At 71.8% G+C, this 19,938-nt stretch carries 15 protein-coding genes; 8 read left to right on the top strand and 7 right to left on the bottom strand.

The window, feature by feature from the left end; genetic code table 11:
* Positions 1-21: 21 nt before the first annotated feature.
* On the top strand, positions 22-906 hold the full coding sequence (locus ACFOY2_RS21735) for an NAD-dependent epimerase/dehydratase family protein (protein WP_379529884.1): 885 nt from the start codon (positions 22-24) through the stop codon (positions 904-906).
* On the opposite strand, the gene ACFOY2_RS21740 is transcribed toward ACFOY2_RS21735, so the two are convergent.
* Positions 890-1,522 carry an HAD family hydrolase gene (locus ACFOY2_RS21740; protein WP_379529885.1) on the bottom strand — a complete coding sequence of 211 codons (633 nt, stop codon included), beginning with the start codon at positions 1,520-1,522 and terminating at the stop codon, positions 890-892. The genes ACFOY2_RS21735 and ACFOY2_RS21740 overlap by 17 nt on opposite strands.
* A gap of 88 nt (positions 1,523-1,610) precedes the next feature.
* On the opposite strand from ACFOY2_RS21740, the gene ACFOY2_RS21745 reads away from it, so the two are divergent.
* The gene (locus ACFOY2_RS21745) at positions 1,611-2,897 is read left to right on the top strand and encodes an MFS transporter (RefSeq protein ID WP_379529886.1); all 1,287 of its coding nucleotides are present in this window, start codon (positions 1,611-1,613) and stop codon (positions 2,895-2,897) included.
* Positions 2,898-2,994: 97 nt separating this feature from the next.
* On the opposite strand, the gene ACFOY2_RS21750 is transcribed toward ACFOY2_RS21745, so the two are convergent.
* Positions 2,995-4,377: an MFS transporter gene (locus ACFOY2_RS21750; protein ID WP_379529887.1), complete on the bottom strand. Its 1,383-nt coding sequence runs from the start codon at positions 4,375-4,377 to the stop codon at positions 2,995-2,997.
* A gap of 101 nt (positions 4,378-4,478) precedes the next feature.
* Between ACFOY2_RS21750 and ACFOY2_RS21755 the strand changes: the two genes are divergently transcribed.
* A complete protein-coding gene (locus ACFOY2_RS21755; protein WP_379529888.1) occupies positions 4,479-5,045 on the top strand; it encodes a TetR/AcrR family transcriptional regulator in 567 nt (188 codons plus the stop codon).
* Between the two features lie 208 nt (positions 5,046-5,253).
* Here ACFOY2_RS21755 and ACFOY2_RS21760 read toward each other — a convergent pair whose 3' ends face one another.
* Positions 5,254-6,147, bottom strand: coding sequence for an alpha/beta fold hydrolase (locus ACFOY2_RS21760; protein WP_379529889.1), 894 nt, complete (start codon positions 6,145-6,147; stop codon positions 5,254-5,256).
* A 202-nt stretch (positions 6,148-6,349) separates the two neighbouring features.
* Entirely contained in the window at positions 6,350-7,573 is a 1,224-nt protein-coding gene (locus ACFOY2_RS21765; protein WP_379529890.1) for a homocitrate synthase/isopropylmalate synthase family protein, read from the bottom strand.
* Positions 7,574-7,634: 61 nt separating this feature from the next.
* Here ACFOY2_RS21765 and ACFOY2_RS21770 point away from each other — a divergent pair, with 61 nt between their 5' ends.
* On the top strand, positions 7,635-8,891 hold the full coding sequence (locus ACFOY2_RS21770) for a citrate/2-methylcitrate synthase (RefSeq protein WP_379529891.1): 1,257 nt from the start codon (positions 7,635-7,637) through the stop codon (positions 8,889-8,891).
* Here ACFOY2_RS21770 and ACFOY2_RS21775 read toward each other — a convergent pair.
* From ACFOY2_RS21775 to ACFOY2_RS21785, 3 genes are all read right to left on the bottom strand, one after another.
* Positions 8,844-12,107: a chromosome partitioning protein ParA gene (locus tag ACFOY2_RS21775; RefSeq protein WP_379529892.1), complete on the bottom strand. Its 3,264-nt coding sequence runs from the start codon at positions 12,105-12,107 to the stop codon at positions 8,844-8,846. The genes ACFOY2_RS21770 and ACFOY2_RS21775 overlap by 48 nt on opposite strands.
* A 72-nt stretch (positions 12,108-12,179) precedes the next feature.
* Positions 12,180-13,505 carry a hypothetical protein gene (locus ACFOY2_RS21780; protein ID WP_379529893.1) on the bottom strand — a complete coding sequence of 442 codons (1,326 nt, stop codon included), beginning with the start codon at positions 13,503-13,505 and terminating at the stop codon, positions 12,180-12,182.
* A gap of 8 nt (positions 13,506-13,513) precedes the next feature.
* Positions 13,514-14,710, bottom strand: coding sequence for a hypothetical protein (locus ACFOY2_RS21785; RefSeq protein ID WP_379529894.1), 1,197 nt, complete (start codon positions 14,708-14,710; stop codon positions 13,514-13,516).
* A 261-nt stretch (positions 14,711-14,971) separates the two neighbouring features.
* Between ACFOY2_RS21785 and ACFOY2_RS21790 the strand changes: the two genes are divergently transcribed.
* The 4 genes from ACFOY2_RS21790 to ACFOY2_RS21805 all read left to right on the top strand — a co-directional run bounded on the left by ACFOY2_RS21790 (position 14,972) and on the right by ACFOY2_RS21805 (position 19,935).
* Positions 14,972-15,997, top strand: coding sequence for an AAA family ATPase (locus ACFOY2_RS21790; RefSeq protein ID WP_379529895.1), 1,026 nt, complete (start codon positions 14,972-14,974; stop codon positions 15,995-15,997).
* A gap of 1,011 nt (positions 15,998-17,008) precedes the next feature.
* A complete protein-coding gene (locus ACFOY2_RS21795) occupies positions 17,009-17,587 on the top strand; it encodes an RNA polymerase sigma factor (protein ID WP_379529896.1) in 579 nt (192 codons plus the stop codon).
* Entirely contained in the window at positions 17,580-18,335 is a 756-nt protein-coding gene (locus ACFOY2_RS21800) for a hypothetical protein (protein ID WP_379529897.1), read from the top strand. Before ACFOY2_RS21795 ends, ACFOY2_RS21800 begins: the two co-directional genes overlap by 8 nt.
* 55 nt (positions 18,336-18,390) lie before the next feature.
* Entirely contained in the window at positions 18,391-19,935 is a 1,545-nt protein-coding gene (locus ACFOY2_RS21805) for a heparinase II/III domain-containing protein (protein WP_379529898.1), read from the top strand.
* Positions 19,936-19,938: the final 3 nt, after the last annotated feature.

The following is a 19,938-nucleotide window of genomic DNA, read 5'->3' on the forward strand; positions in this document are numbered from 1 at the left end:
GTACGCAGTAAGGAGTAGCTCATGCGCGTCGTTGTCACCGGAGCCCACGGCAAGGTCGGCCGGGCGGCGGTCAAGGCCCTGGCCGAGGCGGGACACGAGGTCACCGCCGTCGACGTCACCCGTCCGGTCTTCGAACGTCCCGAGCCCGGCGCGCCCCGCTACCAGCAGGCCGAGCTGACCGACGCCGGCCAGGCGTTCGCCGTGGCGCACGGAGCGGACGCGATCGTGCACGCCGCCGCGATCCCCGACCCGACCTCGAACCCGGCCCACGTGGTGTTCCAGAACAACCTGATGGCCACCTTCAACATGGTCGAGGCGGCGGTGCGGCTGGGCGTGCCGAGGTTCGTGAACATCTCCAGCGAGACCGTCCCCGGGTTCTTCTTCCCCGAGCGGCCGTTCCTGCCCGACTACGCGCCGGTGGACGAGGAGCACCCGATCCGGCCGCAGGACCCGTACGCGCTGGCCAAGCACTTCGGCGAGCAGCTCATGGACGCGGCCGTGCGCCGCTCCGACATCAGGTGCGTCTCGCTGCGGCCGAGCTGGGTGCAGTGGGAGGGCAACTACGAGCGCAACCTCGGCCCGCAGGTGCGCGACGCCTCGATGATCGGGGCGGGGTTGTGGAGCTACATCGACGTGTACGACCTGGCGGACGCGATCGTCCTGGCCGCCGAATCCGACCTGCCCGGGCACGAGGTGTTCTACATCGCCTCGCCCGACAACGCCGGCGGCCATGACTTCGCTGCGGTCCTGCGGCAGTACCACGGGGACCAGATCGAGCTGCGCCCGCTCGCGCGCCCCGACGCCTCGGGCATCTCGTGTGCCAAGGCCCACCGGATGCTGGGCTGGAGCCCGAAGCGTTCGTGGCGCGACTACCTCGACGAGAACGGGGTCAGTCGAGCGCGCTGATCAGGTCGGGCAGCTTGGCCGGGTCGTCGAAGAGCGTGGCGCCCAGCCCTTCGAGGCGGGAGACCGGGGTGAGGCCGCCGGCGAAGGCCAGGCAGCGCATGCCCGCGCTCATGGCCGCCTTCACCCCGAACGGGCTGTCCTCCACCACCACGCAGGTCGCCGGCGCCGCCCCCATCGTGGCGGCCGCGTGCAGGAACAGATCGGGCGCCGGCTTGCCCTCGGCCACGTCCTCGGCGCTGAACACCCGCCCGGTGAACCTGGCGGCCAACCCGGTCAGCTCCAGGCTGCGCCGGATGGTGACGTGCCGACCGTTGGAGGCCACGCAACTCGGCACCGTGAGCCGGTCCAGCGCGGCCTCGATGCCCGCGACGGCGCACAGCTCGGCCCGCATGGCCTCGGTGAAGTCGTCGATCAGTGCTTCGTGCCAGCCGGGCGGGGTCTCGCCGATCTGCTCGGCCCAGTACTCGTTGGAGCAGCCGACGAATCGTTCGGCGTACTCGGCCTCGTCGATCGTCCAGCCCAGGCGCCGCAGCGCCGCGGTGCCCACGCGCGTGGCGATGGGCTCGCTGTCCACGAGCACCCCGTCGCAGTCAAAGATCACCAGATCGACGGCCAAGTTCGTTCCTTCCGCAGAGGTGGCAATGCGCGGATGGTAGCGTCACCGTGTCGCCTTACAAGATGTCAGTTCGCATAGTGAGACAACTATGACGTTCTCCCCCCAGCTCGCGGCGCCGAGCCGGTCCAGGATCGCGGCCGCCAGCCTCATCGGCACCGCGATCGAGTTCTACGACTTCTACATCTACGGCACCGCCGCGGCCCTGGTGCTCAACACCGCCTTCTTCCCCGGCATGGACCCCGTGGCGGGCAGTCTGGCGTCGTTCTCGACGTTCGCGGTGGCCTTCATCTCGCGCCCGCTCGGCTCGGCGCTCTTCGGGCACTGGGGCGACCGCATCGGGCGCAAGTCCATGCTGGTCGTGTCGCTGCTGGTGATGGGGCTCTCGACAGTGCTGATCGGGCTGCTGCCCGGCTACGCGGCGATCGGTGTGCTGGCGCCCGTGCTGCTGGTGCTGCTGCGCTTCACGCAGGGCATCGGGCTCGGCGGCGAGTGGGGCGGCGCGGCGCTGCTGGCCACCGAGCACGCCCCGCCGGGCAAGCGCGGGCTGTATGCGATGTTCCCGCAGCTCGGCCCGGCGGTCGGGTTCATCGCGGCCAACGGTCTGTTCCTCGTCCTCGGCGAGGTCCTCAGCGACGGGCAGTTCGGCAGTTGGGGGTGGCGGCTGCCGTTCGTGGCGAGCCTGCTGCTCGTGGTCGTCGGCCTGTACGTCCGGCTGAAGATCTCCGAGACCCCCGTCTTCCAGGCCGCCATGGACGAGCGCAGGATCGCCAAGGTGCCGTTCGCCGGGCTGATGCGGCACCAGTGGCGGCGCGTGCTCCTCGGCGCGGGGGCGATGACCGTCGCCTACACGCTCTTCTACACCGCGACCGTCTACTGCCTGTCCTACGGCACCGCCACGTTGAAGATCCCGAAGACCACGATGCTCGCGCTGACCATGATCGGGGTGCTCTTCATGGCCGCGGGCACCGTGGCCTCCGCGATGGTCTCCGACCGGCTGGGCCGCCGCCGCACCCTGATAACGGGCACGGTCGCGGCGATCGTGTGGGGACTGGTGATGTTCCCGCTGATGGAGACCGGGTCGGTCGTCCTCGTCGGGCTCGCGCTGGCCGGGGCGCTCGGGCTGATGGGCCTGATCTTCGGGCCGATGGGGGCCTACCTGCCGGAGCTGTTCAGAACGGAGTACCGCTACAGCGGCGCCTCGGTCGCCTACAGCCTCGGCGGCGTGCTGGGCGGCGCGGTGCCGCCGCTGGTCGCCACCGGCATGCAGGCGGGCGGGCTGGGTGTGATGGGCGTCGGCGTGTACGTCTCGGCGATGGCCCTGCTGAGCCTGCTCTGCCTGCTGGCCCTGCCGGAGACCGGCGACAGGACACTCTGAGCGGTCGTCCCGCGCTTGACGCCGCAGGACGCTCTGAGCGGCAATTCTGCGGTGCCGCGCTTTGACGCCGCGCGCCTCGACACTGCCGCGCTTGACGTCACGCGCCTCGGTGCCGCCGGGCCGCCAGGGTGACGACGATCGCCGCCACGGTGAAGGCCGCCGTGGCGCCCACGGCCGCGCTGATGCCCTCGGCCAGGGCGGCCGTCCCGTGTCCCGGCGCGGCGGCCGAGAAGACCGTCATCAGGATGGCCAGCCCGAGCGAGCCGCCCGTCTGCTGCAGCGCCTGCATCAGCCCCGAGGCGGCGCCGGAGTCCTCGGGAGCGACGCCGCTGAGGATCCGCGACGTCAGGGACACGAACGTGAAGCCCATCCCCAGACCGAACACGGTCATCGGGGCGAGCACGCCCGCGATGTGGCCGTCCGCGCCGACCCTGGACAACCAGGTGAGGGCGACCGTGACCACGGTCATGCCGGCCGCGGCCATGGGCGTGATGCCGAAACGGGCGAGCAGGCGCGGGGCGAGGTGGGAGGCGACCAGCAGCCCCGCCGCCAGCGGAAGGAAGGCCAGGCCCGTGACCAGGGCGCTGTAGCCGCGCACGTCCTCCAGGTACTGCGCCATGAAGAAGAACATCGAGATGCCGGCCGCGGGGACGAGCAGCATCGCCAGGTACGCACTCGCCTGCTCCCGTCCGGCGAGCAGCCGAAGCGGCATGATCGGCTGCTCGGCCCGGCCCTCGACCGCGACGAACGCGGCCAGCAGCACCACCCCCAGCCCGAACCCGGCCAGCGCCTGCCCGTCACCCCAGCCCGCCGACGAGACCCGGATCAGCGCGTACACCAGTGAGGTCATGCCGAGCGTCGAGGTCAGCGCGCCGATGAGGTCGAAGCGGCCGGGGTGGCGTTCCGTCTCGGCCACGTACCGGGGGGCCAGGGCCACGATGGCCAGGCCGATGGGCACGTTGACGAACATCACCCAGCGCCACGACGCCCAGTCGGTCAGCATGCCGCCGAGGATCAGTCCCACCGCGGAGCCGCCGCTGGTGGCGGCGGTCAGCACGCCGATCGCACGATCGCGCGGCCCGCCCTCGGCGAAGGTGCCGGCGATCAGCGCGTACGTGCCCGGCGCGGCGAACGCGGCCCCGACGCCCTGCAGCGCCCTGGCGGCCAGCAGCCAACCGGACGAGGGGGCGAAGCCGCCCAGCAGCGAGGCCGCGGTGAACAGGGCGATTCCGGCGGTGAACATCCTGCGGCGGCCGAGTATGTCCCCGGCCCTGCCGCCGAGCAGCAGCAACCCGCCGAAGGCGAGGATGTAGGCGTTGACCACCCAGGACAGGTCGGTGCGGGCGATGCGCAGTTCGGCCGCCATGCGGGGGAGTGCGATGTTCACGATCGTGCCGTCGATCATGAGCATGAGCTGGCAGGTGACGATGATGGCCAGGGCGATCCCTGACCCTCGCGCGGCGCGCGTGGTCGTAGGCATGAGTGTCCCAGAAAGGAGAGGATAGTCTTGAAGAAGAAAACAGGAGGCCCCCTCCGGTAAATATATGGAGGCAGCCTCCGGATATGCAAGGGGGTCTCCGCATGCGCGCCGACGCGCGACGCAACTACGACCGGCTCGTCGAGACCGCGCGCCACGCCTTCGCCGAGCGCGGCACCGAGGCGTCGCTGGAAGACATCGCCAAGACGGCGGGGGTGGGCATCGGCACGCTCTACCGGCACTTCCCGACCAGGCAGGCGCTGCTGCGGGAGGTGCTGCGCGACGGCATAGCCGCCATCCGGGACAAAGGGCGGCAGGTGCTGGAAGGGCCCGCCACGCCGGTCGACGCGCTGGCCGAGTGGCTGCGCGCGCTCATCCGCCACACCGCCACCTTCCGCGGGCTGTCCGCCGAGATCATGGGCGGGTTGCGCGAGGAGGGCTCAGAGTTCAGCGAGGCCTGCGGGCTCATGGAGGCGATCGGCGCCGAACTGCTCACGCGCGCGCAGGCGACGGGCGCCGTCAGGGCCGACGTCGGCCCTGACGACCTGATCAAACTGGTGAGCGCGATGGCCTGGCTGTCGGAGCAGGGTGAGGACGACACCGGCCGGTTGGTCGGGATCATGTTTGACGGCCTGCTGGTCGGCGCGAATGCGCCGGCTGTTTCGTCTTAACCGCGGCGCGGGCCGGTTTCCCGCCGAGGAGGAGCTGTCTCCCTCTCTTGGGGATGAGCGCGCATCCAGGGCGCCCGAGCATCGGCCAGGACTCGGAGCCCCCGTCATCGCCGGCCGACCCCATGGTCGGGCCGTCCGGCATCGCCGGCCGACCCAGGACCGGCACCAGCCTCCGCCTGGTGCCGGCGCCTCGGGCGGTTCTCCGGTGTCAGGACCTCTGGCAGGTGTGGGTGGTGATCGTCGCCGCGAGGGACGGCACGACCGCGCGGGGCAGGGCGTGGCCGAGGCCGGGCACTGTGACGAGAGCGGCCGTGGGGATGGCGCGCGCCAGTCGGGCGGCGTGCGGCGGCGGGGTGATGGGGTCCTCGGGCGCGTCGATCACCAGGGTGGGCACCGAGACGGTCGCGAGTTCGGCCCCCCGTTCCATGCCGGACTGGTCGGCCAGGGCGTGGGCGGGAGGGCTGTGCCAGGTGCCGCTGTGGGCGGCGATCCGGCGTTCGAGATCGGCGAACTCCGCGGCGTCGAAGGGCAGGATGTCGCCGTTGAGCACCCGCCAGTGCTCGATGCGCCAGCGCAGCTCCGCCTCCGGGTCGCGCTCTTGTCCGAGCTCCGCCCACAGGGCGAGCAGCCGGGGGTCGGGCCCCGGCAGGTCGTCGTCGGCGATGTCGGGGTCGGGGGCCGCCCCGCCGATCAGTGCGGAGCCGAAGATCGTGGCGCTCAGCAGCCGGTCCGCGTGGTCGAGGAGGAGCAACTGGACGAGGGTGCCGCCGAGCGACATCCCGGCCACGTGGGCGCGGGGGATCCGCAGCGTGTCCAGGACCGCGATCGCGTCGTCGGCCAGCGCCCGGATCGGGTAGGGGCGCTCGTGGAAGGCGTGGGTGGAGCGTCCGGTGTCACGGTGGTCGTAGCGGACGACGAAGTGGTCCCGGGACAGCAGCTCGACCAACTCGTCGGGCCAGCCCAGCCCGCTCGCGTTGGCGCCCATCACCAGCAACAGGGCGGGACGCTCGGGATCGCCGGTCGTCTCCACCCAGAGCCGGTAACCGTCCGGGACGTCGACGAAGGTCTCGCTGCGGCGAAGTCCACTGGTCACTCGGGTCATGACTCACTCCTCATGGGTTGGGTACGGGAACGACGATAACACAACACGAGACGTCTCGTCTCGTGTTATCGGCCGGGAATCCTCAGCCAACGGTGGCCCTTATGGCGACGAGGCGTGTTCCCCCGCCGCCGGCGCCGCGCTGGAGGTCGTCCGCGCGCTGCGCCGACTGGACGCTCAGGTGGGTTCTGGTTGGTTCGCGGGGTTATGTGGTGGGTTCGTATTCGGGGAACAGCAGCGATAGTTCGTGCGGATAGGTCGCGATCAGGCGTAGTTCGTCGTCCGTGAGCGGTCTGCCCGTCATCGCGTTGCAGAGCTGCACCAGCCGGAACGCCGTCTCCTCGTCGGTCGCCTCGACCCCGAGCCCGTCCATGACGTGCCTGAACCCGGCCTTGCCGCCGTACTCGCCGGTCAGCACGACCCGGCCGGCGCGCGCGTGCCAGTCCTCGGGGAACGGACCGAGCGTGGCCTCGTCGTACAGCTCGTAGTTGCCGTGGTCCTTCAGCGCGCCGTCGGCGTGGATGCCCGATTCGTGGGCGAACGCGTTGCTCCCCACCCCGACCTGGTTGTTCGGCAGCGGCTGCCCGAAGGCGTAGCTTGCCCAAAGCGCGAACCGCCGCGCCCACGACAGGTCCAGTGGGTCGCCGATCGGCGCGTCGAGCCCGAAACCGTGCCGGAAGGCGAGGATCGTCGAGAGCAGGTCGGCGTTGCCCGAGCGTTCGCCGATGCCGTTCACGCAGGTGTTGATCCAGGCGTCCTGACCGGCGTCGAGGTCGCCGAGCGCGCCCGAGACGGAGTTGGCCACGGCCATGCCCAGGTCGTTGTGGCAGTGGGTCTCGACGGGCATCGCGATGGCGGAGGCCAGCTTGGAGAAGCGCTCGCGGATGCGGTCGGGCGTGTCGCCGCCGATGGTGTCGCAGTAGCGGACGCGGTCGGCGCCCGCCTCCTTGGCCGCTAGGGCGAACTCCAGCAGGAACGCGTCGTCCGTACGCGAGCCGTCCTCGGCGTTCACTCCCACGGTCAGCGCGCCCGCGTCCTTGGCCGCGCGCACCGCCGCCGTCATCTCCCTGATGATCGCGCCCCTGTCCAGGCGGCCGCGGAACTTGTTCTGGATCATGTAGTCGGACGTCGAGATGGACAGGTTGTAGTGCTTCAGCCCGAGCGGCGCCGCCTTCTCCACGTCCTGCGGCACGCCCCTGCACCACCCGGACAGCCGCAGTGTCCCGAACGCGCCCGCCTCGGCCAGGGCGATCTGCGCCCTGACGTACGGGACCTCGTGGAACAGGAAGGGGAAGCCGATCTCGGACTGGGCCACGCCGAGCTTGGCCAGATAGAAGTTGACCATGGTCTTGCCGAACTTCGACAGGCCGGTGCGCGCGGTCTGCACGCCGTCTCGGTTGGTCACGTCGAGGAAGTGAACGTTGGGCATGCCTCCACGTTGACATGCTTGTTCAACGTGGATCAATATTGATTTTAGTCAATATGGAGGCATGCTTGCGATGGAGTGGATCGACGCGGTCACGGCGTCCGAACGGCTGGGGGTCAAACCCGCGACGCTGTACGCGTACGTGAGCAGGGGCGTACTGCAGCGGCGGCACAGCGAGGACGGGCGGCGCAGCCTGTTCTCGGCCGAGGAGGTCGAACGGCTGGCCCGGCGCGGACGCCCCCGCAGCCAGCCGCCTGAGCTCGTCATCGAGTCGGCCGTCACGGCGCTCGGCGTCGACCGGCCGTACTACCGGGGGGTTGACGCGCTGGAACTGGCCAGGACGGCCACCTTCGAGACGGTCGCCGACTGGCTCTGGACAACAGACGCCCCCCGGCCCGATGTCCCCCGACTCGTAGACCCCGGAGCCGGCGGGGCAGGGGTGCGGTGGGAGGCGGCGGGTGGTGGGTGGAGGTGTGAGCCGGCCGCGTTGCGGGCCGCCGTCGCCGCCCAGCGCGGACTGCCCGAGGACCTCCTGCCGCTCGACCGCCTCCAGGTGATCACCACCGTCCTCGGCGCGTCAGACTCCCTCCGCCACCAGCTCGACCCGGCCTCCGTCGCCGACACCGGCCGCCGCCTGGTCGCGGGCCTCGTCGACGGCCTGCCCCAGCTCGGCTCCCCCCAGGGTGAGTCGATCGCCGAGCGCCTGTGGTCCCGCCTGAGCCCGCGCCCCGCCGTCCCCGCCCTGCTCGACACCCTCCGGGCAGCCCTGGTCCTGCTCGCCGACCACGAACTCGCCGCCTCCACGCTGGCGGCCAGGGTCGCCGCCTCCGCCAGGGCCGACCCGTACGCGGTGGTCCTGACCGGCCTCGGCGTGCTCGGAGGCCCGCTGCACGGCGGCGCGTCGTACGGCGCGGAACGCCTGCTCGCCGAGATCGCCGAGCCGCACCAGGCCGCGCGGGCGATCGGGGAGCGGGTCCGGCGCGGCGAGCGCATCCCCGGCTTCGGCCACAGCGTCTACAAGAACGGCGACGGCCGTGGCGCCCTCCTGCTCGACCTGCTCAAGCACGCCGCGCCCGGCCACGAGCGGATCGCCGCCGTGACCGCCGTCCAGGAGGAGATGCGCAGGCGCCGCCTTCCCGAGCACAACATCGACTTCGCCCTGGCCACCCTCACCGCCGTGAGCGGCATGGTGAACGGCGCCAGCGAGGCGATCTTCGCGGTGGCCAGGGTGGCGGGCTGGCTGGCCCACGCCATCGAGGAGTACGGACGCGGCTCACTCCTGCGCCTGCGCGCCTCCTACACCGGCCCGCCCGTCAAGTGACCCGGTCCTGTCGACATAGGAGGCCAGCGCCCGCACCCGTTCGGCGTGCTGGTCATGCCCGACGATCACCGGCGGCTCGTTGTACGGCATCGCGTCCGACGAGCGCCGCAGCTTGATGTACTGCCCGCAGGCGTCGATCGCGTACGGCTCCATGTCGTCCTGCAGCGCCCCGATGACCGTGATCCCGTACGTCTCCCCGATCCTCCTGAACAGCGCCACCGCCTCCCGCCGGTGCTCCTTGCCCAGGTTGCGGCCGAGCTCGTCGAGCACCAGGCACAGGTGCCCGCCCCCGGACGAGGCGATCGCCGCCGCGCACACCAGCTTGACGGCCTTCTCGTCCATGAGCGCGGTGTTGGCCCGCCGGTTGTACGGCACGAACCCCTGCCCCTCGCCGCGCCGCCACTTCGGCGTCACCCGCCACTGCCAGCGCTGCTCGGGGTCGGCGGGCGCCGGCGGCACCGGGAACTCCAGCGTCGCCCCATAACCGCCATACGACGTGTCGAGCTTGTCGAACTCCTCCGCCACCCGGGTCAGCCGCGCCTTGATCGCCGCCGTCAGCGCCGCCCGGTGCACCGCCGTGGACTGCGCCGCCTCCTCCGCGCCCCTGGCCGCCGCCGCCAGGTCACGCTGCCGGGAGACGACCTGGGCCTCGATCTGGCGGCGCTGGTGCCGTTCGTACTCCTCCTGGCCGCGCAGATAGGACGCCAGCGCCCCGCACACCGCCGCGAACGTCGCCTGCTCCCGCGCCGTGCTGCCGCCCCGCTCGCTCAGCAGGAACGCCAGTTCCTCAGGGATCTCCGCGTCCTCCTCAGGGAAGGTGTCACGCAACGCCTGGTCGAAGTGGCGCTCGGCGATCCGCCACCACTCCTCGGCGGCGCGCGGGCGCTCCTCTTCCGGGAGCGCGTCCAGCCACGTCCTGGCCGTCTCCACCGTGCCGCCCCAGTCGGCGGCCAGCGCGTCGAGCTTGAGCGCCTCGCGTTCTGCGGTGACCTTGGCCTCCTGGTCGCGGGCCTGCGCGCGTTCGGACTCGTGCCGCTGCCGGCGGCCCTCCATGCGCTCGATCTCCATGTCCCGCGTCCGCGCGCGGAAGTCCAGCGCCCCGGTCTGCCGCTCGGACTCGGCGACCTTCGGCGCCAGCTCCTCGATCGCCGAGGTCAGCTCGGCCAGCCGCGCCCGCCGCTCGCCCAGCTTCTCCTCCAGCTCGGCCAGCCGCACCCCGGCCCTGGCCCCTTCGAGCCGCCGCTGCGCCTCGGAGACGGACTCCTCCCCATCGCGTACGGTCTGAGCCGCCGTCTCCTGAACGTCCCGCGCCCGGTGAAGCCGCTGCTCGGCGGCCTTGATCCGGGCCTCCCGCCCGGTCGCGACCCCGTCGAACGCCCCGACGACGCTGACCCCGGCGGCGCTGACCAGCACGGACCCGGGCAGGTCGGTCAGAGCGGCAGCGGCGGCGTCGAGCTGGGCCGCGTCCACGATGACCGCATGCTCGTTCGGCCACCCCCGCAACTGCTCCAGCACCAACCCGACCGGCTGACCACCCACCGCGCCATTCGGGACCTCGCCGTCCGCTCCCGCCGCCGTCGCGCCCTGGGGACCAGCCGTTCCTCCGTCGGGGTCCGGTGCCTCTGCGTTGCCCGGGGACTTTCCGTAACGTGCCTTCAGCGCGGCACCGAGATCATCGACGTCATCCGCGCCCGGCCGCAGGGAGCGGCCCGGGTTCGACGGGGACGTGTGGGCGGCGTCGCGGGCCTGCTCGGCCACGTCCAGCGCGTCCAGCAGACCCGTGGCCCCGATCCCGGCCGCCGTGAGCGCGTTGAGCTGGGCCGCCGCAGGACCGCCCTCGGCATCGTCCAGCGCCGCCTGCGCCGAGGACACCTCCTGATCGGCCACCCCCAGCGCCTTGAGCGCCTCGTTGAGCCGGAGCCGCGCCTCCCGCAGCTCCCGTTCGGCAGTCGGAACGTCACGCCCGTCGGCGAACCGCCGCGTCTCCTCCAGCGCCGGGATCAGGCCGCGTAGTTCGTCGGCGGAGTTCTCGGCCACCGCGCGGTCGGCGTCGAGCTTGGCCGCCCGCGCCTGCATCGCCGCCAGCTCCTTGCGCGCCTGGGACACCTGCCGGTCGAGGGTGTCCTCGCGCAGGGTGGCGACCTCCGCCTTGACCATGGCGATCGCCTCGGTGGCCGCCTCGCCCGCCCTGCGGTGCCGCTCGAGGTCGGCGGTCAAAGCCTCGTCCTTGCCCGCGGCGTCGGCCAGCTTGCGCGCCTGCCTGCCGCGCCAGCACCGCAAGGCGTCCGCCAGCCGTACTCTCGCCTGGTCGCGCCGGTCGAACGTCGTCAGCAACGCCTTCGACTCCGCCTCGAACTCGGCCAGCCGATCGCCCGCCTGCGCCGCGCGCACCCGCTTGGCGTGCTCGTCGCGGCGGGCCTCCCGCTCCTGCTCCAACTCGGCGTCGAGGCCGGTCAGCGCGGCGATGGCCTCGAAGACGCGTTCAGGGGAGATCTCGTTGAGCGGCTGGGAGAGCAGGTTGGTGGCGACCTTGCTGCGTACGGAGGTGGACAGGAACGACACGCACCTGATCCGGTCGCCGTAGAGGACCTTGGTGAGGTCGCGGGCCACCACGTCACGCCGCCCGGCCGACTTCGGCAGCGACGCCCAGATCTCGTCGGCCCGCGCCACCCGCTCGGCCTCCGACGGGGAGGCCGCCAGATGAACCCCTTCCCGCCAGCGGATCTCCAGGTGCGGCGCCTCCTGGTTCACCTTGAGCCACACCGTGAGCGCGCCGCCGGAGGTGTCCGGCACGTCGAACAACTCACCGCCCTGTTCGTCGTCCCCGGCGCTCTGGGACACCGGGGCTTGCGCGGGGTCGTTGTCGGCGGGCGGGGGCATGAAGCCATCCATTCCGGGAGGGCCGAAGACGCCCACGATGTAGCCGTGGTCGGCGCTCGCCCACTGGCGGGCTCCGGCGCCGCTGGCCAGCTCGGCGTTGAACAGCAGCTCGGAGACCGCTTTGGCGCCCGAGGCGAATCGCCACTGCTCGTCCCCGAGCAGCGCCGTGATCGAGGCGATGAACGACGACTTACCCGCGCCGTTGGAGTCTTTCGGCCCGGCCCCGGCCACGACGATGAGCGTGCCGGGGACGGTGGGCACCGGATGCGTCGACAGCCGCGAAATGTTGACCGCCTGCACGGCGATCAGCACCCGGTCTCCGACGACGTTCTCCACCTGCGACACCTGAAACCCCCGTAACCCTTTCATCCGTCATGACGCCGACATGTCTTCCGCGCTGCTGCGTGCTCATTTCGCGGATCTTCGAGCTCGTACGGCCGCCGCCAGCGGCGTGTTCGGCCCGGCCGCCAGGATCAGCTCTTCTTGCAACCGTCGCCGAGCCGCCGGAGTCAGCCGGTGGAACTGCGGCCCGGGAACGTAACCGCCCGCCTCCTCGCCGGCCTTCACCTGGCCCAGCAATCCGGCGTGCCGCAACGCCCGCAGGGCCGCCTCCAGCTCGCCGATGGGCAACTGGGTGTGGCGGCGCAACTCGTCCACGGGGGTGGGGTGCGGCGACAACCAGGAGTCTTCGGGCAGCAGCCCTTCTGCTCTGGGGATGGCCACCGAGTGCACCAGCACCAGCGTGAGCACCGCCCGCTCGCTCACCCCGAGCCGCATCCCCGCCGACCCCCCTTCGCCACCGCCAACCGGGAGATCGCCGTCGTCCGGGGCCGGTGCGGCCACGTCGGACGCGGCATCGTCATCCGGCGTTTGGCGGGCGAGGGCGGTGGACGTGCTGTCGTCGTAGCCGGACGTCCAGCGTTCGCGGTGCTGCACCAGCGTACGGCCGCGCCGGGCCAGCATCTCGCCCAGCGTGTGGCGCAGCGCAGGGTCGCGCAGGGCGGCGAAGCGGGCCTCCTGCACCGGCTCGGCCGCGTACTCCACCACCATGAACGCCGCCACCAGCTCCGCCCGCCGCCGCTCGTCGTAACCGCCCAGCAGGTCGCCGAACTCGGCCGCGCCCCCTTCGACCCGGCCGCCGAGCCCGGACGCCAGGTCGGGGGTGGTCTCGGCGGCGGCCACGATGTCGGCGTCGGCCACCACGGTCAGCTCGGGGCGTTCCGGCTCGGGCAGGCGGCGGACCAGCTCCTGCAGCTGCGCGTGCGACTCCACCGGCCACAACGCGCAGCGCGGGCCCAGGACGACCACGCCGTCGTCCATGACGATCCACGAGGAGTCGTGCAGGCGGCGCAGCGCCCCGACGGCCCAGTTGCGCATGAGGTCGTCGCTACGGCCGATCAACGCCCGGTAGGTGTCGAGCACCAGCTCCACGGGCGCCGGCCCGCCGGGCCACGGGTCGACGGACAGGTCGCTCCAGCAGCACTTGAGCACGGCGGCCAGGACACGGCGCGTCTCGCCGGAGCGCTCCACCGCGATGGGCGTCACCTGGTATTCGTCGAGGATCGACGGCGTCACCCCGTCGGGCCACACCGGGAGCGCCTGCCCGGTGGAGTCGGGGTGCGTCAGGCGCAGCATCCCGGACGGCGCCGCGACCCCGGCGCCCAGCCGCAGCGGCCCGCCGGACCTGGCCCGCACATGCGCCACAGGCCCGTCGTCGGCCTTCTGACGTTTCACGGCCGTCATCAAATGCGCTCCAAATAGCCGTGGGAGAGCCACGCGGGCTCCCGTCCAGGTTCGATGCTGAGCCCGTCGGCCCAGGTCAGCCGGTAAGGCAGCTCGGGCCGCAGGTCGACGGTCGTCAGATCGGCCAGGACGCGGCGCGCCGAGGGCCAGTCGGAGCCGAGCACGTCGCCCAGCGCCACCCGGGACGAGGCCCCGAGCAGCGACTCGGCCACCTCCCTCAACCGTTCCATCGCCGCGGAGACGGAGGCGTCGAGGGAGTCGGACGGCCCGGGATCGGGCAGGTTGGAGCGCGGGGGAGTGGGCTGGGCGGGGGCGGGCCGAGGGGCTTCGTCGACGGCACGGGCGATGGCGGCAGGATCGTGCCAAGGCGCGGGCGCGTCGAAGACGAACCCGTCGAGCACGGCCGCCAGCCGCTCTCTGGAGGCCGTCTGCGCGAACGTGCGCCACGTCTCGGTGGGCAGCAGCGTCAGGTTGCGGGTGGTGCCCGCGGAGTCGGCCAGGCGCCCGGCGGCGCGGCGTGAGGCATCGCTGTAGGCGTAGATGGCCGCCCGCAGGTCGGTGCAGACCCGGTCGAGCTCGGGCCAGCGGGTCAGGATCGTGCCGTGCAGCCCTTGCGCGCGGCGGGCGATCTCTTCTGTGCCCCACAGCTTGGGCGCCTGCTCGCGCAGCTCCTCGATGGTGCCGGTGGTGAGCGTGATCAGCTCCAGCGCCCACAGCCGGAACGCCCGCGCCAGGTTGACGGCGCTCTGCCTGGCCTCCTCCATGGTGGTGCGCGGGTCGGCGACGTTGAGGTCTTCGAGCGCCAGCAGCCGGTGCATCTCCGACTGGCCGCCGTCGTCCATCATCCGCCGGATGAACATCAGCCCCACCACACTGGTGAACGAGGCCCGGTAACGCAGTTGGTTGGGTTTGGGGAAGACCTCCCTGATCGCGCCGAGCCCCTTGAGCACCCGCAGCCGGTTGTCGAACTGGTCGCTCGGGTAGGCCCGGCAGGCGAAGCGCATCTGCTCGTGCGTCAGCCACTCCTCGCCCGCCTCCGCGAAGGCCGCGAACAGCGTCTCGGCGATGTCGACCAGGGCAGGGTCGTCGACCACCGCGCCGCTGTCGCGGGCCAGCGCGGCGAACATGCGGCGGTAGGTCGACAGGACCGCCTCGTCGGTGAGGACGGTGTCGAGGGTCAGGGGCTGTTCGGGCACGGGGACTAAGGTACGGCTTCGGACCGACACTCCAGGACCCAACGCGGCTACCAGCCGGTACGAACGCGGAAGCGATTTCTGACCGCTAGTGTGATGCCCGATAATACGGGGGCAAACTCGCTGTAATCGTGCATACTGGGTGAGTGACGGGTGTGGGCGGAGAAGCCTGAAAAATCCCGCAAAAGCAGTACATCACGCTCACGGTGATCTGCCAGGTCAAGGGCGAGTCCTACACCTGCACCGACTGAGAAGGGGACTCAGTTGACCCAGTACAACTACCAGGACCACTTCGAGCAGACCGCGCAACCGTACCAACAGCCGCCGCAACAGCAGTCGGCGCAACTGGCCGCGCAGTTCGCGCAGCGCTTCCACCTGCTCGCCGCCAACATCGAGAACATCATCCGCGGCAAGCACGACGCCATCGAACTCGCCCTGATCTGCCTGTTCGCCGAGGGACACCTGCTGGTCGAGGACGTCCCCGGCACCGGCAAGACCACGCTCGCCCGCTGCGTCGCGGCCAGCGTGGACGCCGAGTGGCGGCGCATCCAGTTCACCCCCGACCTGCTGCCCAGCGACATCACCGGCGTGTCGATCTTCAACCAGGCGCACCAGAAGTTCGAGTTCCACCACGGGCCGGTCTTCGCCAACATCGTGCTGGCCGACGAGATCAACCGCGCCTCGCCGAAGACACAGGCCGCGCTGCTGGAGGTCATGGAGGAGCGCCGGGTCACGGTGGACGCCGAACCCCACCCGGTGCCCAGGCCGTTCCTCGTCGTGGCCACGCAGAACCCCGTCGACATGGACGGCACCTACCCGCTGCCCGAGGCCCAGCTCGACCGGTTCCTGATGAAGATCTCCGTCGGCTACCCCGACCACGTTTCCGAGGTCGAGGTGCTCAAGGGCATGCCGACGGGGCCGCAGGTCGAGCGGCTGCCGGTGGTCGCGCGGGCGTCGGACGTGGCCGGGATGATCGACTTCGCCTCGCGGATCCACGTCGCGGACCCGGTCTACGACTACATCGTCGCGCTGTGCGGCGCCACCCGTACCAGCCCGCACCTGAGGCTCGGCGCCAGCCCCCGGGGCAGCCTGGCGCTGCTGCGCGCCGCCAGGGTCAAGGCCGCCGCCGCCGGACGGCACTTCGTGGTGCCCGAAGACGTCAAGGCGCTGGCCGTGCCCGTGCTCGCGCACCGCCTCATCCTCACACCCGAGGCCGAACTGCGCGAGGTCACCGCCGCGGCGGCGCTCGGCGAGATCCTCGCCGGGATGCCGGTGCCACAGGCGGCCTAGGTGCTCACGCCGCTGGGCTGGGGGACGCTCGCCGGGTCCGTTGTGCTGTACGCGGCGGGGTTCGCGCCCGGTTACACCGAACCCGTCGTGCTCGCCACCGGCGGCCAGGTGCCGGAGGGGGAGTGGGCAGGCGAGGCCGAGGTCGTATGGCAGCGGGTGTCGTCCGTCGCGGGTGGTGGTGGGTTCAGGCCGGGGCAGGCTTCCGGCGGTGTTTATCACGTTAAATCAGGACATGTGATGGCGTGGGCTGAGATCAAGTTCGACAAGCTCAGCTGGCGGCCGTTCTACCGAGATGTGGGCCAGTGCTCCCGCCTTCAGGCGGGATGGTGTGGGCCCGCGCGTGAGTGCCCTCTTGGGCGCGAGCGTGCAGTGACCGGAACTGCTTGCGACGTCTCGACTACGTAAGGTAAGGTTTCCGTGATCGAACTGGCAAGCGACAACCAAGCTGGCCGTGAGATCACTTCCTGGATTCATCGGTACAACGAGGCCGCCGGACGGGCGGTGACAGGACGTGGAGACTTGCCGGTGGGCGGGTCGGTGAAGCGTCAAGCATCCTGTTCCACAGCTCGTGCTGCTTCGCGGCATGAACTGCTGCGTAAGCAGCACGGGAGTCCTCGCCTCTTCAGGGCGAGGAGCACGTCAACCCACGCCCGGCCGCAGCGGCGCCAAGGACGACCACGACGTCGTGTCCTCGGCGATCGAGGAGAGCGAGAGGCTGGAAGGCGAGTTCGGACGGGGGGAGCGACCGGCCCAAGACGTCCGAGCCGCAGGGCACGAGGGAGCGGGACGAGCCCGCGAGCGGCCCGTCCCCGTGGCTGGTCGCGGCGGGGGCGGGCGGCCGCCGCCTGGCAACGCAGCGACGCCATCCGCCGGGCCGTACGCGCCAGAACCCCCCTCCCCGTCCGCCTGCGCGACCGCCTCCTCCTCCGATGAGATCTCCCTGGAAACGTGAAAGCGATCCGGGGGATCGGGTGATACGAAATGAGCACTTGATCCATCGGAAGGTTGCACATGACGGGGGAGATCATCGCGCCGCCGGTGCCCTGGGCCGCCCGCGCGCCGGGGGGCGCACTGGACGACGCCGACGGGTTCGCCGAGGTGTTCGGCGCCTACTTCGGCGAGATCCACGCCTACGTCGCGCAGCGGCTCGGCCCGGACAACGCCGAGGACATCGTCGCCGAGGCGTTCCTCACCGCGTTCCGTAAACGAAAGCAGTACGACCCGGACCGCGCGGGCGTGCGCGCCTGGCTGTACGGCATCGTCACCAACCTCATCGGCAAACACCGCCGCCTGGAAGCCCGCACCCTGCGCGCGCTGGGCCGTTGCGGCCTGGAAGCCGACGCCCCCGGACATGAGGACGCGGTGGCCCTGCGGGTCAGCGCCCAGAGTCTGCGTCCGGAACTGGCCGCCGCCCTGGCCGGGCTCGACCGGCGCGACCGCGACGTCCTGCTGCTCGTGGCGCTGGCCGGGCTGAGCCACGACGAGATCGCCACCGCGCTCGGCATCCCGTACGGCACCGTCGGCTCGCGGCTGAACCGGGCCAGGAAGAAGCTGCGCGCCCGCCTGGGGGAGATGATCGTCCATGACTGATGACCTGATCCGCGACCTGTACGGCACGCCGAAGCCGGACCCGGACGCCCAGGCGCGGGTGTGGCGGCGGGTGGCGGCGCGCCGCAGACGCAGGCGGCTGTCGTGGTTGTCGATTCCGGCCGTGGTCGCGGCGGTGGCGATCGTGTTCGCCGTCGTCGCCGGCCCCGCCAGACAGGGGAGGGCGGTGCTGATGTCGGCGGCGACCACGGCGGCCGCCACCCCCGCCGACGGCGCGTACTGGTACATCAAGAAGGAACGCGACGGGTCCGGGACGACCGAGCTCTGGGCGTCCAGGGACGGCCGGGCGTGGACGTCGAAGCGCGGCCGGGCCGTCGCGGTCAGCGGCTCGCCGTTCACGATGGCGGGACGTGAGATGACGTTCGAGCAGATCGAGCGCCTGCCCGCGGACCCGGACAAGCTCAAGGCCGCCGTGACCGCCCTGCTGCCGCCGAACTCCCGAGGGCTGCTCGCCGACGCGCTCGCCGGCCTGCTGTGGAGCAAGCCGTCCCCGCCCGCGATCCGCGCCGCCGCGTACCAGGCGCTGGCCGATCTGCCCGAGGTCAGCTACGTGGGGGAGAGCTCGCCCGGCGAGGCGTTCTCCTACACGCTGCCCGGCGGCTCCGAGCGCATCATCGTCATCGACCCGAAGACCTCGCAGGTGCTGTCCTGCACGGACGCCGGGCCGTCGCCGCGCGTCGAACGCGTCCTCGAGGCCGGCTGGACCGACAAGGGCCCCGACCTCCGCTGAAGCCCGTTGAGCGCCGGCGCGTGGGTTTCGCGCGCCCTGAAACAGGAGCAAGCGCATGTTCTGGCGTGCCCGGACGACCTCAGGCAGGGCCATCTGCCTGAGCGACCAGTTCCCCGCGATCGACGCGGACACGGTGATGCGGGGCCGGCTCAAACTCGCCGGGCTGCCCTGCGTCGAGATCGGCACGGACGTCGACTGGACCGCGAACCCGCACGGCAACCGCACCTGGGCCCTGAACCTGCACGCGCTGCGCTGGACGGGCAGCCTCGTCGCCGCCTACGAACGCTCGGGCGACACCGCGTACCTGCACCGCGCCACCGACCTGGCCGCCCGCTGGATCCGCGACAACCCGCGCGGGGGCTCCCACATCAGCCCATGGGCGTGGGCCGAGCACGCGATCGCGCTGCGCGCCCCCGCGCTCGTGTGCCTCAGCGAGCACGTGCGCACCCGCTGGTTGTGGGACAGCCTGGCCGAGCACGGCGAGGTCCTGGCCGATCCCGCGCTCTACCGCCAGGGCCACAACCACGGCCTCGACCAGGACATCGCCCTGCTGGTCGTCGGCTGCAGGCTGGGCCGGGCACGCTGGCGCGACCTGGCCGTCCGCCGCATGACCGCTTCGGCGGAACTCGCCATCGACGCCCAGGGCGTCCTGCACGAGCAGGCGCCCCGCTACGGCCTGTACGTGCACCGGCGGCTCGGCGTGGCCCTGCGCGCGATCGAGCAGAGCGGCGCGGAACAACCCGCACGGCTGGCCGCCCGCAGGGCCGCGCTGGAGGCGTACATCGCGCACGCCACCCAGCCCGACGGGCGGCTCGTGCCCATCGGCGACAGCCCCGCGGGAACCCGGGGCTTCGGGCGCGAGGAGGCGGTGGTGCGGGTGTTCGACGCAGGGTACGTCTTCGGCAGGACCGCGTGGGACGACCCGCGTTCGGCGTACTACTCGATCAGGTTCGGGCCGGGGCGGCGGCTGCACGGGCACGAGGACCACCTGGGCGTCACCTACGGCGCCCAGGGGCGCAAGATCCTGGTGGAGGCCGGGTTCCACTCCTATGAGAAGAGCGGCTACGCCGAGTGGACCCGTTCGCCCGGGGCCCACAACGTGCCCGTCGTGGACGGGGTCTTCCGCCCGGGAACGGCCACGCGGCTGGTCAGCGCCGCTGTCGGGGACAGGCGGCAGACCTACGAGCTGGCCGACGACGCCTACGGTGTGACCAGGAGCCGGTGGGTGCACGTCGAGCACGGGCCCGACGTGATGGCCGTGCACGACACCGTCCCCGACGGTTCCGTCCTGCGCAGCCTGTGGCATTTCGACCCCGCGCTCACGGTCGTCTCCCGGCGGGAGGGCGTGGTCGTGCTCGGCGACGGGGACTTTCGGGTGACGCTGCTGCAGTTCCCCGGGGTGGGGCAGGGGGTGCGTCCTGGGCTGGTCTCGACCGGGTACCTGCGTACCGAGGAGATCGCGACCGTGGTGTCCGCGCCCGCGCCCGGCGTCCTGACGGTGATCGTGCCGGGCGCCGACGACCCCGAGGTGTCGTTCTCGGGCTCCACGATGACCGTGCACACCCCTGACGGCCCTGTTGCCTTTCCCTGCCCGACGTAGAAC

The organism is Nonomuraea purpurea (assembly GCF_042650645.1).
Classification (GTDB): Bacteria; Actinomycetota; Actinomycetes; order Streptosporangiales; family Streptosporangiaceae; genus Nonomuraea; species Nonomuraea purpurea.